12 protein-coding genes and 1 tRNA gene are annotated in these 14,225 nt (G+C 75.0%); 6 read left to right on the top strand and 7 right to left on the bottom strand.

The window, feature by feature from the left end; genetic code table 11:
• Window positions 1–203: 203 nt before the first annotated feature.
• Window positions 204–1,115 carry a LysR family transcriptional regulator gene (locus tag ACFV7Q_RS16700; RefSeq protein WP_385428975.1) on the bottom strand — a complete coding sequence of 304 codons (912 nt, stop codon included), beginning with the start codon at window positions 1,113–1,115 and terminating at the stop codon, window positions 204–206.
• Window positions 1,116–1,199: 84 nt separating this feature from the next.
• Here ACFV7Q_RS16700 and lpdA point away from each other — a divergent pair, with 84 nt between their 5' ends.
• Both lpdA and ACFV7Q_RS16690 read left to right on the top strand, forming a co-directional pair.
• Window positions 1,200–2,666: a dihydrolipoyl dehydrogenase gene (gene lpdA / locus ACFV7Q_RS16695; protein ID WP_385428973.1), complete on the top strand. Its 1,467-nt coding sequence runs from the start codon at window positions 1,200–1,202 to the stop codon at window positions 2,664–2,666.
• A gap of 30 nt (window positions 2,667–2,696) precedes the next feature.
• Window positions 2,697–4,070: a M14 family zinc carboxypeptidase gene (locus tag ACFV7Q_RS16690; protein WP_385428972.1), complete on the top strand. Its 1,374-nt coding sequence runs from the start codon at window positions 2,697–2,699 to the stop codon at window positions 4,068–4,070.
• On the opposite strand, the gene ACFV7Q_RS16685 is transcribed toward ACFV7Q_RS16690, so the two are convergent.
• Window positions 4,060–4,554 (bottom strand): GNAT family N-acetyltransferase, encoded by a 495-nt coding sequence (locus tag ACFV7Q_RS16685; RefSeq protein ID WP_385428970.1) that lies wholly within the window; start codon window positions 4,552–4,554, stop codon window positions 4,060–4,062. The genes ACFV7Q_RS16690 and ACFV7Q_RS16685 overlap by 11 nt on opposite strands.
• A gap of 152 nt (window positions 4,555–4,706) precedes the next feature.
• Complete coding sequence (locus ACFV7Q_RS16680) at window positions 4,707–5,267, bottom strand: FHA domain-containing protein (protein WP_385428968.1); 561 nt, start codon at window positions 5,265–5,267, stop codon at window positions 4,707–4,709.
• A 120-nt stretch (window positions 5,268–5,387) separates the two neighbouring features.
• Here ACFV7Q_RS16680 and treZ point away from each other — a divergent pair, with 120 nt between their 5' ends.
• Window positions 5,388–7,148: a malto-oligosyltrehalose trehalohydrolase gene (gene treZ / locus ACFV7Q_RS16675; RefSeq protein ID WP_385428966.1), complete on the top strand. Its 1,761-nt coding sequence runs from the start codon at window positions 5,388–5,390 to the stop codon at window positions 7,146–7,148.
• 30 nt (window positions 7,149–7,178) lie between these two features.
• On the opposite strand, the gene ACFV7Q_RS16670 is transcribed toward treZ, so the two are convergent.
• Together ACFV7Q_RS16670 and ACFV7Q_RS16665 are read right to left on the bottom strand one after the other, a co-directional pair.
• Window positions 7,179–8,288: a hypothetical protein gene (locus tag ACFV7Q_RS16670; RefSeq protein ID WP_385428964.1), complete on the bottom strand. Its 1,110-nt coding sequence runs from the start codon at window positions 8,286–8,288 to the stop codon at window positions 7,179–7,181.
• 5 nt (window positions 8,289–8,293) lie between these two features.
• A complete protein-coding gene (locus ACFV7Q_RS16665; protein ID WP_385428963.1) occupies window positions 8,294–9,142 on the bottom strand; it encodes a LysR family transcriptional regulator in 849 nt (282 codons plus the stop codon).
• 77 nt (window positions 9,143–9,219) lie between these two features.
• Here ACFV7Q_RS16665 and ACFV7Q_RS16660 point away from each other — a divergent pair, with 77 nt between their 5' ends.
• Window positions 9,220–9,996, top strand: a complete 777-nt coding sequence (locus tag ACFV7Q_RS16660) for a hypothetical protein (protein ID WP_385428961.1) — start codon at window positions 9,220–9,222, stop codon at window positions 9,994–9,996.
• 137 nt (window positions 9,997–10,133) lie between these two features.
• A tRNA-His gene (locus tag ACFV7Q_RS16655) sits at window positions 10,134–10,206 on the top strand.
• Window positions 10,207–10,259: 53 nt separating this feature from the next.
• Here the strand turns inward: ACFV7Q_RS16655 and ACFV7Q_RS16650 are convergent.
• Window positions 10,260–11,033, bottom strand: coding sequence for an alpha/beta fold hydrolase (locus ACFV7Q_RS16650; RefSeq protein WP_385428959.1), 774 nt, complete (start codon window positions 11,031–11,033; stop codon window positions 10,260–10,262).
• A gap of 186 nt (window positions 11,034–11,219) precedes the next feature.
• Here ACFV7Q_RS16650 and ACFV7Q_RS16645 point away from each other — a divergent pair, with 186 nt between their 5' ends.
• The gene (locus tag ACFV7Q_RS16645; RefSeq protein ID WP_385428957.1) at window positions 11,220–11,957 is read left to right on the top strand and encodes a hypothetical protein; all 738 of its coding nucleotides are present in this window, start codon (window positions 11,220–11,222) and stop codon (window positions 11,955–11,957) included.
• Here ACFV7Q_RS16645 and ACFV7Q_RS16640 read toward each other — a convergent pair.
• On the bottom strand, window positions 11,944–14,007 hold the full coding sequence (locus ACFV7Q_RS16640; RefSeq protein WP_385428956.1) for a phosphocholine-specific phospholipase C: 2,064 nt from the start codon (window positions 14,005–14,007) through the stop codon (window positions 11,944–11,946). The two genes, ACFV7Q_RS16645 and ACFV7Q_RS16640, sit on opposite strands and share 14 nt — an antisense overlap.
• Window positions 14,008–14,225: the final 218 nt, after the last annotated feature.

The raw sequence follows: 14,225 nt of genomic DNA, 5'->3' as shown, positions 1-14,225 counted from the left end.
CGGGGTCGGGCCGGGGGCGGGGGGGGGGGGGGGGGCGGGCGCACCCGGCCCGGCCGCGGGGGGGGGTGGGGCTGCCCCCCGCGGCCGGGGCCCCGGCGGCGGGGGGCGGGCCCCCGACGCCGGGGGACGGTGCGCGGCCCGCCTCGTACGAGGGCGGGGTGCGCTTGGCGGAGCTGCTGGCGGCGCGGCCGGTGGCCGTCCTCCTACGGGACGGAGGCGCGGACGGCGGGAGCGGCGGCTCCGGGCGGGACGGCGAGTAGCCCGGCGAAGGCCTCCGCCGCACCCGTCAGCGGGACGCGGGAGAAGACGGCGAGGGGGCGGTGCCACGGCGGGTCGAGGGAGAGCAGCGCGCAGTCCTCGCCGAGGGCGCCCCGGGCCGTGTGGGCGGGGGCCAGGACGACCCCGGTGCCGGCGGCGGCCATGCGGACGGCCGTGGAGGTGTGTTCGGTGCGCAGCGCGGTGCGCGGGGTGAAGCCGGCCTTGCCGCACGCCCAGTCGAGGAACGGCTCGCCGTGCAGCGTGGGTTCCAGCGCGCAGCGGATCCAGTCGCGGTCGGCGAGTTCGGTCAGGCGGACGGAGCCGCGGCCGGCCAGCGGGTCGTCGAAGGGGACGACGAGCACCAGCTCCTCCCGGCCGGCCGGGAGGACGGGCCCGGTCCACTCCTTGGGCTCCGGGCCCACGGCGAGGTCCGCGACTCCGCGGTCCAGATGTTCCTCCAGGGCCTCGGTGGACCCGTACTCGCGCAGGACCAGTTGGACGCCGGGATGGCGGCTCCGCCAGCGGGTGACGACGGCCGGGAGCAGGCCGACGGCGACGGAGTGGACGGTGGCGACGTGCAGTTCGCCGCCTGCTGCCCCGGCGGCGGCGCGGGCCGCGCGCCGTGCCTGGCGGGCGCTGCGGACGGCGAGCTGGGCGTGCGGCAGGAAGGCGCGCCCCATGGCGGTGAGGCGGACCCCGCGCGGCATGCGCTCCAGCAGCGCGCCGCCGACCGACCGCTCCAGGGCCTTGAGCTGGTGGGAGAGGGCGGGCTGGGTGACGTGCAGGGCGTCGGCGGCGCGGGTGAAGGAGGACTCCTCCACGACGGCGAGGAAGTACTCCATCTGACGCAGGCTCATGGATGCGAAGCATAAGCATCCTGCATGGCACCGAGAAGATCATTGCCTTGGACCGCAGGCCGGGCCCGGCCCAGGGTGGAGGGCATGAACACCGCAGATGTGATCGTGATCGGCGGCGGCACCGGCGGGTACAGCACCGCCCTGCGCGCCGCGGCCCTGGGCCTGGACGTCGTCCTCGTGGAGCGCGACAAGGTCGGGGGGACCTGCCTGCACCGCGGGTGCATACCGAGCAAGGCCATGCTGCACGCGGCCGAGCTCGTCGACGGGGCGGCCGAGGCGCGGGAGCGCTGGGGGGTCCGGGTGACGGTGGACGGGGTGGACTGGCGGGCCCTGACCGCCACGCGGGACGACATCGTCGCGCGCAACCACCGCGGGGTGGAGGGGCACCTGCGGCAGGCCGGGGTGCGCCTGGTGCACGACTCGGCCCTGCTGACGGGCCCGCGCTCGGTGAGGACCTCGGACGGTCGGGACTTCACGGCGGCACGGGGCATCGTGCTGGCCACCGGTTCGCGTCCGCGCGTCCTGCCGGGACTGGAGCCCGACGGGCACGCGGTCGTCACCAGCGACGACGCGCTGTTCGCGCCGGGGCTGCCGAGCTCGGTGCTGGTGCTGGGCGGTGGGGCGATCGGCGTGGAGTACGCCTCGTTCCACCGGTCGATGGGGGCGGAGGTGACGCTGGTGGAGGCCGCGGAGCGGCTTGTTCCGCTGGAGGACGCGGACGTGTCCCGGCATCTGGCGCGGGGGCTGCGGGGGCGCGGCATCGACGTACGGACCGGGGCGCGGCTGGAGGGTGTCGAACGGCTCGCGGGCGGGGGTGTGCGGGCCGCCGTACGCGGTCCGCGGGGGGACGTCGTCGAGGTGGCGGCGGAGCGGCTGCTGGTCGCCGTGGGCCGGGTTCCGGTGACCGACGGGCTGGACCTGGCGGCGGCGGGGCTCGCCGCGGACGGGCGGGGGTTCGTGGCGCCCGCCGACTGGTCCCGGCTGGAGACCTCCGTTCCGGGGATCCACGTGGTCGGCGACCTGCTGCCGCCGCCTTCGCCCGGGCTGGCGCACGCCTCGTTCGCCGAGGGGCTGTTGGTGGCGGAGACCCTGGCGGGGATACCGGGCGCGCCGGTGGATTACGCGGCGGTGCCGAGGGTGACGTACTCCGCGCCGCAGACGGCCGCCGTGGGACTGACCGAGGCGCAGGCCCGCGACCAGGCGTACGACGTGGTGGTGGGCACGATGCCGTTGACGGCCGTCGCCAAGGGGATGGTGCACGGGCGGGGCGGGGTGGTGAAGGTGGTCGCGGAGCGGTCCGGGCGGGTGCTGGGCGTGCACCTGGTGGGGCCGCACGTGTCGGAGATGATCGCGGAGAGCCAGCTGGTCGTGGGCTGGGACGCGGAGCCGTCCGACGTGGCCCGCCACGTCCACGCCCACCCGACGCTGTCGGAGGCGGTGGGCGAGGTGTTCCTGACGCTGGCCGGCCGCGGCCTGCACCAGCAGCACTCGTCCGGCGGCAGAGGCATTGGCCAGGGGATTCCGGGAAGTGTGGGGCGCGCGGAGCAGTAGGGGGCGTGCGCGGCGGGCATTGCATCAGACGTGACCCACCTCCGTGACATGCGCTACCCCACACCGCGCGAACTCGCGCTGGCCGCCCGCGCACTGGCGGACGAACTCCCCCGCCGGGTCCGGCTGCGCCGGATCGGCAGTTCCCGGGGCGGCGAACCCCTCTGGCTCCTGTCCGTGACCGCGGACGGGACCGCCGCGGACGGGACCACCGCCGACAGGACCACCGCCGACGGGACCGTCCCGGGCGGGCCCCGCGCGGGCGGGCCCGTCGGCGGCGGCGGGCCGCGGGACCGCTGTGTGCTCGTGGTGGCCGGCGCGCACGCCAACGAACCCGTCGGCGGTGCCACCGCCCTCGCCCTGGCCCGCCGCCTCGCCCACGGCCCCGCCCTCCGTCCCGGCGGGGTCTGGCACTTCCTCCTGTGCGCCGATCCCGACGGCGCCGCCCTGCACCGCACCCCGCGCCCGGACTCCCTGCTCGACTACCACCGGAACTTCTACCGGCCACCCGGCCCCGAACAGCCCGAGTGGGCGCCGTCTTTACTGCCCCCGGACCGGCTGCCGCCCGAAACGCTGGCGCTGACCGCCCTCATCGACGAGCTACGGCCCGTGTTGCAGGTCTCCCTGCACGGCACCGATCTCGGTGGCTCCTGGGTCCAGCTCACGCGGAACATACCCGGCCTCGCCGAGCCGTTCGCCAAGTCGGCCGCAGATCTGCGCATCCCCGTGGAGACCGGGGCCTCGGACGCGGTCGGCTGGCCGTCCCCCGGGCCCGGCATCTTCGTGATGCCCCCGCGGGGACGCGCAGCCGCCGGGGCGTTCCACCCGGAGGACACCCGGCTCAGCACCTGGTACCGCACGCACCGCTACGCCGGCACCACCGCCATCGTGGAGGTCCCCATGTGGGCCTCCGACCTGGTGGACGACCCGGCCCCGCACCCCGACCCGCGGGGTGCGCTGCGGTTCCTGGCGGACCGGCTCACGGAAGACGCCTCCCTCGTCTCCGCCGTGCGGGACCGGGCGGCGGACGCGGCGCCGGGCGCGGATCCGGGTGCCGCCCCGCTGCTGCGCGCCGTCGACTGGACGCTCGGTCTGATCCCCGCGATCACCGCCGAGTGGACGGGCGCCGGCGCCCCCGCCGAGGCTTCGGCGGCCCGCATCAGCAGCATCGACGCCTTCGGTCGACGGCTGTCCCTGCGCGCCGCCTCGATGCTGCTGCGGGTACTGCACGGCCAGGGCCATCCGGCCGCACCCGGGCTGGACCGGCTGGTCACGGGCTGGTGCGCGGAGTTCGCCACCCGCTTCCACGCCCGCTGGGTCCCGGTAGCCGACCAGGTCGAACACCAGACCCGCACCGTCCTGGCCGCCTATGACCGCCTCACCGACACCGGCCCGCTCAGCCCGTAACGGCGTCGGTGCCGGCGGCAGCGGGCGCCACGGACCACGCATAGCGGCGCTTGGCGAGGCCGTCGGCGCCGAGCCGGTCGTAGAACCGGATCGCGCCCTCGTTCCAGTCGGGGGTCTGCCACTGGACCTGGTCGAGGCCGCGTTCGCGTGCGAGCGCGGCCACGCCGTCCATCAGGGCGGCGCCGAGGCCGTGTCCGCGGGCCTCCTCGGCAAGGTAGAGGCAGTCCATGTGCAGGTAGTGGCGGGCGTCCCAGAAGGTGAACTCGGCCGAGCAGGCGGCGTACCCGACGACCCGGCCGTCCGGGTCCTCGGCGAGCAGCACCCAGGCCTGCGCGTCCTCGGCGAACAGCCGGGGGCCCAGCCGGTCGGCGAGGCCCGGGGGGCGGGGTGCGGACTTCTCGTACGCGACGTGCTCGTGGACGAGCTCGACGAGGCGGGGCAGGTCTTCGGGACGCGCGGGGCGCACGACAGGCACGTGATCCATGCGCACATCCTCGCCCCCGCGCGCCCTGGCCGTTGCGCTTTCGCGGCCGGCCCGTTCCTCCGCATCCGCCCGGCACGGACGGCGGGACCGGCCGCAGGGCTCGCGCGGGGCGGGCGACGGCGCGCCGGACGGCCGGGCCCGGAGGGAACGCCCTATCCCGCCGACAGGCGGAAGGACGTGCGGCCGAAGGCGATCTGGTCGCCGTCGCGGACGACGATGGAGCCGGTCAGCCTGCGGCCGTTGACGGTGGTGCCGTTCGAGGAGCCGAGGTCGGTCAGGACCCACATCCCGTCGCGCATGCCGAGTTCGGCGTGCACCCGGGAGACGGTCTCGTCGGTGAGCCGGAGCCCGTTGCCCGGGTCGCGGCCGATCCGCAGCGGTTGGGCGCCCGGATGCGGCAGCAGCAGCTTCGGCAGGCGCTCCGCGTGCCACGCCCGTCGGACCCCGGCGGAGACGGCGGAGACCCGGCCCACCCAGCCGAACAGGCGGCGGGTCCAGGCGGCTTCCGACTCCCGGCCGTCCAGATCGGCCACGAGGACGGCGAGTTCCTCGGAGCGGCGGGCGACGAGGGCGAGCTCCATCCGGCGCAGGAAGGTGTCGTGGGACAGCTTGCCGCAGGCGGCACCCTCGCGGAGCTTGCCGAGGGCGTGGTCGCGCTCCGCGTCGGAGAGGCGCGGCACGGGGTGGGCGGGGAACTCGAAACTCGACGTCACAGGGTGATTGTCGGCCCGTCCGGGGCGGAGTGTCCAGAACTCCCCCGGCCACCGGCGATGATGGGTACGACACATGGCAAAGCTCACGTTCCGGTACCGCCGCAGACGAGGGAGCCGCCCGTGCACTTCGAGGTGTGGGCACCGCTGACAGACCGGGTCGCCCTGCGGCTCGCGCACGCCGGGGAGGAGTGGGTCGGGTACGACATGGTGCGCGATCCGGACCGGGACGGCTGGTGGGTCGTCGAGGCGCCGGCCGTCGACGGGGACCGGTACGGGTTCCTGCTGGGCGACGACCCGGCCGTACGGCCCGATCCGCGCGGCCGGCGGCTGCCGGACGGGCCGGACGGGCCGTCCGCCGTCGTGGAGGTCGAGCCGCTGGCGCCGCAGGCGCCCGCACCCGGCGTCCGGCTGCAGGACGCGGTCCTGTACGAGCTGCACGTCGGTACCTTCACCCCCGAGGGCACCTTCGACGCGGCCGCCGCCCGCCTCGGCCACCTGGTCTCGCTCGGGGTCACGCACGTCGAGCTGATGCCGGTCTGCCCGTTCCCCGGCCGGCACGGCTGGGGGTACGACGGGGTCGCTCCGTGGGCGGTGCACGAACCGTACGGCGGCCCGGCGGGCCTCGCCCGGTTCGTGGACGCGGCGCACACGGCCGGCCTCGGGGTGGTGCTGGACGTGGTCCACAACCACCTGGGGCCCTCCGGCAACCACCTCACGGCCTTCGGCCCGTACTTCACGGACAGCCACCACACGCCCTGGGGTGCGGCGGTGAACCTGGACGCGCCCGGCTCCGACGAGGTCCGCGCCTACTTCACCGGCAGCGCGCTCGCCTGGCTGCGGGACTACCGGATCGACGGCCTGCGCCTGGACGCGGTGCACGCGCTGGCCGACGGGCGGGCACTGACGTTCCTGGAGGAGCTGGCCGCGGCGGTGGACGCACTGGCCGAGGAGACGGACCGGCCGCTGTTCCTGATCGCCGAGTCCGACCGGTGCGACCCGCGGACCACCACCCCGCGCGCCGAGGGCGGGCAGGGCCTGCACGCCCAGTGGAACGACGACTTCCACCACGCCCTGCACTGTGCGCTGACCGGCGAGTCGCAGGCGTACTACGCCGACTTCGCCGGGGCCCCGCTCGCCGCCGTGGCGAAGACCCTGACGCGGGCCTTCTTCCACGACGGGACCTGGTCGGCCTTCCGGGGCCGCACCCACGGCCGGCCGGTGGACCGCCGCCGGACCCCCGCGCACCGCTTCCTCGGCTACAGCCAGACCCACGACCAGATCGGCAACCGGGCGCAGGGCGACCGGCTCGCCGCCTCCCTCTCCCCGGGGCTGCTGGCGTGCGCGGCGGCGCTGGTGTTGGCCGGGCCGTTCGTGCCGATGCTGTTCATGGGGGAGGAGTGGGGCGCCGGCACGCCGTGGCAGTACTTCACCGACCACCCGGACCCGGAGCTCGCCGAGGCGGTCCGCACCGGCCGGCGCCGGGAGTTCGCGGCCCACGGCTGGCAGGCGGGCGAGGTCCCGGACCCGCAGGACCCGGCCACCCGGAGCCGGTCCTGCCTGGACTGGGCGGAGCCGGAACGCGCCCCGCACGCACGGCTGCTGGCCTGGTACCGGACCCTGGTCGGGCTCCGCCGCAGCCATCCGGACCTGCGGGACCCGGACCTGGCGGCGGTGCGCGTGGCGTACGACGAGGAGCGGCGCTGGATCACCTTCCGGCGGGGTGACGTACGGGTGGTGGTCAACCTCGCCCCCGAGCCGGCGGTGATCCCCCTGGGCCGCAACGGGGTCCGGGTGGTCGCCTCCTGGGAGCCGGTCGACCACCCGGACCCGGAGGGCCGCATCCGCGTTCCGGCGGAGTCGGTGGTCCTGCTGGCGCCTTGAGCCCCCTAGGACCCGGTGGCGGACCGGGACTCAGCGCGCGCCGAGGCGGCGTACGGCCCGGTCCTCCGCCCGCTCCACCGGGCCCCGCCCGTGGACGTGGACCAGTGCGAGGTGGAACAGGGCGGGGGCGGTGGGCGCCCAGTGGTGGATCCGCTCCGGCCGGAGCATGTAGCGGACGACGTCGACGGGGCGGAACGGGACCAGGTCGAGGCTCTGGTGCTCCCACCGGTCGGCGACTCCGCGGGACGTCCGCTCCTGCAGGCCGTCGCCGGTCAACCGGTCGAGCCGGGCGTGGAAATGGGCGCTCCACTGCCGCCGCTCCACGTCGAGCACGAAGGCCAGCAGGCTGAGCGTGTACTCGTGGGGTTCCAGGGAGAGTTCCTCGCGCATGCCGCGGCGCGCCACCTCGTGCAGGTCGGGGGCGTTGCGTCCGGCGGAGTCGAGGTGCCGGGAAACCCCCTCGTTCACCGAGGAGTTCCACAGGCCGGTCCCGGTCCTGACGCCGTCGGCCCGGCGGCTGACGACCAGGAGGTGGTCGGCGGTGACCACGGCGACGTTGACGCCGAAGCTGCACTGCAGGAAGGCGGGTGCGGCGAACGGGTCGCCGGGGTCCAGGTAGCGGCCGCGCGGTGTGGTGCCGTCGGGCAACCTGCGGTCGAGCTGCTGGGCGGCCAGGAAGGTGAAGTAGTCGGTGGGCCGCAGCCGCAGGCGGACCTCCGGCTGCTCCTCCAGGGGGCTGCGGGATACGGACACCTCGTCGACCGCGTAGCGGGGGCCGTTCCAGGCGCCGCCGCCGTCCCGTTCGCCCTCCTGCTCCTCGATCTCGTCGCGCCAGGGGGCCATGTCCTCGGGCAGGACGACCTCTTGGTCGAGGACCTGGATGTGGACGGCCGAAGGGGCGATGGGGTGCCGTCCGTCGCCCTCCACGATCAGGGCGGAGGTGCGCAGCGGGCCGAGTGCGAACGCGGACCAGGCGGTGGCCCGGCCACCGTCCTGGCGGAACGTCAAACTCCGTACGCGGATCGCGGATCGCTGCCTGAACCGGTACCAGGCGTCCTCGACGGGCTGCTGGAAGAGGCTCCCGAGGACGAGCCCGAACACGGCGCCCACCGCACCGTTGACCACGTCTATTCCGCTCATGCGGGTCAGCCTAGGGCGCCGAGCCGGGCGGACAGGGCGGCGGCCGCTGGCGTGGGCGTGCGGGGGGTGAGGAGCTCCGTGCGGTGGACCAGGCGGGGGTCGGACAGGGGGACGGCCACCCCCGCCACGGCGGTCGCGGCCACCCGGCGGGGCAGCAGGACCAGGCCGTGCCCGGCGGCGGCCAGGGCGCACAGGGCGTGCAGGTCGGTGCCCTCGTACCGCAGGGCGGGGGCGGTGCGGACGGCGGCGGGCGGTGCGAGGCCGGCGTGCGGGGCGTCGAGCCAGCGGGCGTCGGCGAGGTCGTCCAGGCGGAGGGCGGTCCGCACGGCGAAGGGGTGTCCGGTGGGGAGGAGGACGGCGAGCTGCTCCTCGTCGATGCCGGTGACGGTCAGCGGGGCCACGTCGGGCAGCCGCAGCGGGTCGCTGGCGGCGGCGAGGCCGTCGACGAGCCCGAGGTCGCAGCCGCCGGTGGCGACGGCGGCCGGCACCTGGTCGGGCGGTACGACCCGCAGCTCGACGCCGGTGGCCGGCAGGGCGGCGAGCAGCCGCGGCCCGACGGCGAGCGGCGACGCGGCGAGGGTGACCCGGCCGGGCGGGGCCGCGGCCAGCCGGAGCACGTCGGCCCGGGCCGCGTCGAGCCGCAGCAGCAACGGTGCGGCGTGCTCCAGCAGCCGCAGCCCGGAGGGGGTGGGGGTGACGGGGCGGCGGGTGAGCAACTCGGTGCGGAGGTCGCCCTCCAGGGCGGCGATGTGCTGGGAGACGGCGGACTGGGTGTAGCCGAGCTCGCGGGCGGCGGCGGAGAAGGAGGACAGCCGGGCCACGGTGACGAAGGTGCGCAGGAGGTGCGGATCCATGACCATCAGCATCGCTTATCGATCATGCAGGAACAATCGTTGGCGCTGAAGTGGGGGCCGCCCCGAGGATGATCGGCATGAGCCACACGACCACCGGCACCACCGTCGGCACGCAGGACGGGCCGAGCGCGCCCGTCGCCCGGATCGCCCTCGTCGGCGACCGCTCCCCGCACGTGACGTCCCACACCCGGATCCCGCTCCTCCTCGACGCCCTCGCCTCCCGCGACGGGCTGGTCCTGGACGCCTACTGGATCCCCACCACCGACGCCGGGGCCGAGGCCGCCTCCGGGGCCCTGGCCCGCTTCGACGCGGTCTGGGTACTGCCCGGCAGCCCGTACGCCAGCGAGGCCGGGGCGCTGGCGGCGATCGGCGTGGCACGGGAGGAGGGCATTCCGTTCCTCGGGACCTGCGGCGGCTTCCAGCACGCCCTGCTGGAGTACGCCCGCACGGTCTGCGGGCTGTCCGGCATCGCGCACGCCGAGAACGACCCCGGTGCCGAGGACCTGCTGATCACCCCGCTGGCCTGTTCGCTCGTCGGGCACGAGGGCGTCGTACGGGTGGAGCCCGGCTCGCTCGCCGAGTCCGTGCTCGGCGCGGAGCGGACCACCGAGCGGTACCACTGCAACTACGGGCCCGAGCCGCGGCACCTGCCGGCCCTCACCGCCCACGGCCTGCGCCTGTCCGGGCACGACGAGGACGGGCAGCCGCGGATCGCGGAACTGCCGGGCCACCCGTTCTTCCTGGCGACGCTGTTCCAGCCGGAGCTGTCCGGGGACGGGAGCCGTCCGCACCCGATCGTGCGGGCGCTCGCGGCCGCGGCCGTCGCGCACGCCTCCGCCGCGCCGGGCGCGTAGCCGCCGCGCCGGGCGCGTAGCCGCCGCGCCGGCCGGGCGGCCACCGGCCGCCCGGCCGGATATCGCGTCGCAGGACCACCCGTCTGATCGGCTATGCTGTGCGTGCACATCGAACGGGCGGTCCGCTGCCCGTCGTGGTGGGTGTAGCTCAGTTGGTAGAGCACCTGGTTGTGGTCCAGGTGGCCGCGGGTTCGAGTCCCGTCACTCACCCTTCCGTCCCGTAGGGGCACGAGGTCCGCCTCGTGCCCCTACGGGCTTTTCCGCTACTCCCCGTCCTCCCTGCCGGAGCGGAGGAAGTCCTCGACCGCTGTGACGAAGGCCACCGGAGTCTCGTGCGGCGGATAGTGGCCGGCCCCGGGGAGCGGCAGGACCCGGCAGTTCGGGTACGAGGGCGGCCAGGTGGCGCGCATCACATCGGGGCTCAGCGCGAGGTCGTACTCCCCCACGAGGACCAGCACGGGGACGGTGCTGCCCTTCACCGCGGCCGACAGGTCCAGGGACTGCCAGCTCGACAGGTAGGCGGCGAAGGCCTCGGGGCGGGAGACGGCGACGGAGTGCGCGACCATGCGGTCCAGCCAGTGGCGGCTCGCGCGGTGGCCCGTGACCAGGTCGAGGATGACGCGCCGGTTCTCCGGGCTGTCGGCGGCCCCGCGGAAGAGGGCGTGGGTGTCGTCGTCCATCTCGTAGGGCCCCGCCGGGACGGGGTTGACGCCGATCAGCTTCTCGACCCGCTCGGGGGCACGGGCCAGGACCTGCTGGACGGCCTTGCCGCCCATGGAGTGGCCGATGAGGGAGAAGGTGTCCCAGCCGAGCTCGTCGGCGAGGGCGAGGACGTCATCGGCGATCTCGGCGAGGTCGTAGCGACCGGGGACGTCCCGGCGGTCGCCGTAGCCGCGGTAGTCCGGGAAGGCGTACGAGAAGCCCTCCGGGTCGAAGTGGTCCAGCACGGAGCCCCAGTTGGCGGAGGTGCCGAACCAGTCGTGCAGCACGACGGCGCGCAGGGGCCCGGTGCCGATCCTGCGGTGGGCGATGGCCATGCGTTCTCCCTCGGTGGCGGAGGTGGCGGAACCGACGCCGTACGTACTGCCCACCCGGCCCGCGCCCACACCGGCGCCACCCCGTGGTGCGCGGTGTTCCCGTGGTCCCGCGGAGACGCCGTGCGCTGCCGGGGGGCACGTCCGTGGTCCTCGGGCCCGGCGCACGCGGGCGCGTAGCATCGCACCGTGAAGCCGATGTCCCGCACCGTGCGCGTCGATTTCAGCAGGTCGCGGACCGCTGGGCACGGCCCCCCGTACCACCCTGCGGCATACGAGGTCCGCGCCCCCGCCGACATCGCCGACGTGCTGGCCGCGTGGCCGGCCGCACGCGCACCCGAACCCTTCGAGTGCACGTGCCTCGACCACGACGGCACCGTGGTCCTGTACGAAGCGGGCGGGCAGCTCGTCCGCAGCACGCCCCTGACCCGCTCGGAGGAACTGGCGCACCTCCTCGATCCCGCCCGTCCCCACGGGATACCGGCCCGGCACCGGGCCCGCTGGGTGCGGGAAGCGCCCGCACCGCTGCGGGAGTACGCCGGGGCCCTGGCCGGGGGCGAGGCCCCGGACGGCCACCGCCCCGCGGTCCCGCTCGCCCTCGTCCTCAGCTGGCTGGGCACACCACGGGACGAGCCCGGGGACGCGGCGTCCGTCCTCGCCGAGCAGGCTCCCTCGCGGCTGCTGGCGGACGCCCCCACGGCCGACCTCGCCTGGGCGGTCCGGGAGACCGACCGCGCCGGGCTGGAGGGCGCCGTACGGTTCTTCGCCGGCGAGCACTTCACCACCCGCCACCCCAAGCGGCGCCGGGTCCCGGAGACCGCCCGGAACCTGTTGCTGACGCACGCCCGCAGCCACCGTCCCGGGGACCTGCCGGTCCTGGAACGGCGGCTGTTGCGGGGCGCGGACGACCGCGTCAGACGGTCCTGAGCGCCGGGTCGGAGACGCCGGGCGCGCCCGTTTCCACGTGCCCCGCGAAGCGGCGCAGGAACGTGGCGTCGCGGTCGGAGACGACCGTGACGTCGTACCAGCGGGACGAGGCCTGCAGGTCCACCGTGTGGGTGACGGTGGCGCCGGACGCGACGCGCAGGGTCCGGGTGGCTGCGCCGTCGTAGGCGTTGGTCACCGTGAGGTTGACGGCGGTCGTACCGGAGTTGGCCAGGGTCAGGGTCAGGTCGCCGGTGGCGGCGTCGTGGCGGGCCGTGACCTCGGGGCCGGCCTTCTTCGCCGGGCCCCTCCACGTCCGCAGGAACCCGTTGGGCCCCCACACCGTGAGGTCGATCGCGTTGCCGGTGGAGCCGCTCGTCGACCAGGTGTCGGACAGGGTCTTGCCCGCCTCCACCGTGTAGGGCCACGGCCCGTCCGTGCGGTTGCCCGAGGTGCTGTGGAAGTGGGCGCCGAGGGTGGGGCCCGAGGAGAAGGTCAGGGTGAACCTGCCGGTGGAGACGGTGGCCCGGCCGTCCACGTACGGGACGTAGCCCAGGGCACGGGTCGGCTTGGCCCCGGCCTCCTGACGCGGCAGGGCGCCGGCCGCCGGCGGGACCGGGTGGTAGGACGGGTGGCGGTTCTTGTCCGGCGGCACGTACCCGGCCGTGGACGGCAGCGCGGCGGGCGCGGCATCGGCCCGCGTGAAGTCGAAGGCCGAGGTCAGGTCACCGCACACGGCGCGGCGCCACGGGGAGATGTTGGGCTCCAGCACGCCGAAGCGCTTCTCCATGAACCGGATCAGCGAGGTGTGGTCGAAGGTCTCCGAGCAGACGTAGCCGCCCTTGCTCCAGGGGGAGACCACGATCATCGGGACGCGCGGGCCCAGCCCGTACGGGCCGGCCGCGTATCCGCCCCCGCCCGCGTACAGGTCGCCCTTGACGTCCGCCGTGGAAAGGCCCCAGGCGGAGGACGCGGGCGGGTACGGCGGGACGACGTGGTCGAAGAAGCCGTCGTTCTCGTCGTAGGTGAGGAACAGGGCGGTCTTCGCCCACACCGCCGGGTTCGCGGTCAGCGCGTCCAGGACCTGCGAGATGTACCAGGCGCCGAAGTTCGTCGGCCAGTTCGAGTGCTCGCTGAACGCCTCGGGGGCCGCGATCCAGGAGACCTGCGGCAGGGCGCCGTTCACGACGTCCGCGCGCAGCCGGTCGAAGTAGCCTTCGCCCGCCTTGGCGTTGGTGCCCGTGCGGGCCTTCTCGTAGAGGGGGCTGCCGGGCTGTGCGTTGCGGTAGGCGTTGAAGTAGAGGAGCGAGTTGTCGCCGTAGTTCCCGCGGAAGGCGTCGTTGATCCAACCCCAGGAGCCCGCCGCGTTCAGCCCGTCGCCGATGTCCTGGTACACCTTCCAGGAGATCCCGGCGGCCTCCAGGCGCTCGGGGTAGGTCCGCCAGCCGTAGCCGAGCTCCTGGTTGCCGAGGACGGGGCCGCCGCCGGTGCCGTCGTTGCCCGTGTAGCCGGTCCACATGTAGTAGCGGTTGGGGTCGGTGGCGCCGATGAAGGAGCAGTGGTAGGCGTCGCAGACGGTGAACGCGTCGGCGAGGGCGTAGTGGAACGGGATGTCGTTCCGGGTCATGTACGCCATGGTGGTGGCGGTCTTCGCCGGGACCCACCTGTCGTACTTGCCGCTGTTGTACGCCTGGTGGCCGCCGGCCCAGTCGTGGTTCAGGCCCTCCAGGAACTGCATGCCGAGGTCCGCGACGTCCGGGCGGAAGGGGAGGACGTCCTTCGTGCCGTTGGGCTGGTGGAAGACGGACTTGCCGTTGTCCTGGAGGACGGGGCGCGGGTCCCCGAAACCGCGGACGCCCTTCATGGTGCCGAAGTAGTGGTCGAAGGAACGGTTCTCCTGCATCAGGACCACGATGTGCTCGATGTCCTGGACGGTGCCGGTGGTGCCCTGCGCCGGGATGGCGGCCGCCCGCGCGATGCTCTCGTTCAGCATCGCCAGGGCGGCGGTGCCGCCTGCGATCTGGAGGAACCTGCGGCGGTTGAGTTCAGCCATGGGGGTGAAGACCTCTGCGGGTGAGGGGAACGGGACGGGTCGTAACGGACGGGGAGGTGACGGGGAACCGAGGGGCGCCCCAAGGACAGCGGGCCCGGGGGACCGCCCGGAGAGCAGCCCGTGACGTCCCGCGGTACGTCGGGAGAACGCAAAGCCCTCCCGGCCGCCGCCCGGATCTGCTGGAATGACTTCCGGTCACACGGCACGGGGGGCACGGG

Source organism: Streptomyces sp. NPDC059851 (assembly GCF_042732005.1).
In the GTDB taxonomy this organism is placed as follows: Bacteria; Actinomycetota; Actinomycetes; order Streptomycetales; family Streptomycetaceae; genus Streptomyces.
Note: the sequence above shows the minus strand (reverse complement) of the source record. Positions and strands in the feature narration are given on the sequence as shown.

Excerpts from the sequence above, each read along its gene's own strand:
- ACFV7Q_RS16660 (WP_385428961.1), top strand. The coding sequence starts at position 9,220 with ATGAGCCACACGACCACCGGCACCACCGTCGGCACGCAGGACGGGCCG.
- ACFV7Q_RS16670 (WP_385428964.1), bottom strand. The coding sequence starts at position 8,288 with ATGAGCGGAATAGACGTGGTCAACGGTGCGGTGGGCGCCGTGTTCGGG.
- ACFV7Q_RS16685 (WP_385428970.1), bottom strand. The coding sequence starts at position 4,554 with ATGGATCACGTGCCTGTCGTGCGCCCCGCGCGTCCCGAAGACCTGCCC.
- ACFV7Q_RS16700 (WP_385428975.1), bottom strand. The coding sequence starts at position 1,115 with ATGAGCCTGCGTCAGATGGAGTACTTCCTCGCCGTCGTGGAGGAGTCC.
- lpdA (WP_385428973.1), top strand. The coding sequence starts at position 1,200 with ATGAACACCGCAGATGTGATCGTGATCGGCGGCGGCACCGGCGGGTAC.
- ACFV7Q_RS16650 (WP_385428959.1), bottom strand. The coding sequence starts at position 11,033 with ATGGCCATCGCCCACCGCAGGATCGGCACCGGGCCCCTGCGCGCCGTC.
- ACFV7Q_RS16665 (WP_385428963.1), bottom strand. The coding sequence starts at position 9,142 with ATGGATCCGCACCTCCTGCGCACCTTCGTCACCGTGGCCCGGCTGTCC.
- ACFV7Q_RS16640 (WP_385428956.1), bottom strand. The coding sequence starts at position 14,007 with ATGGCTGAACTCAACCGCCGCAGGTTCCTCCAGATCGCAGGCGGCACC.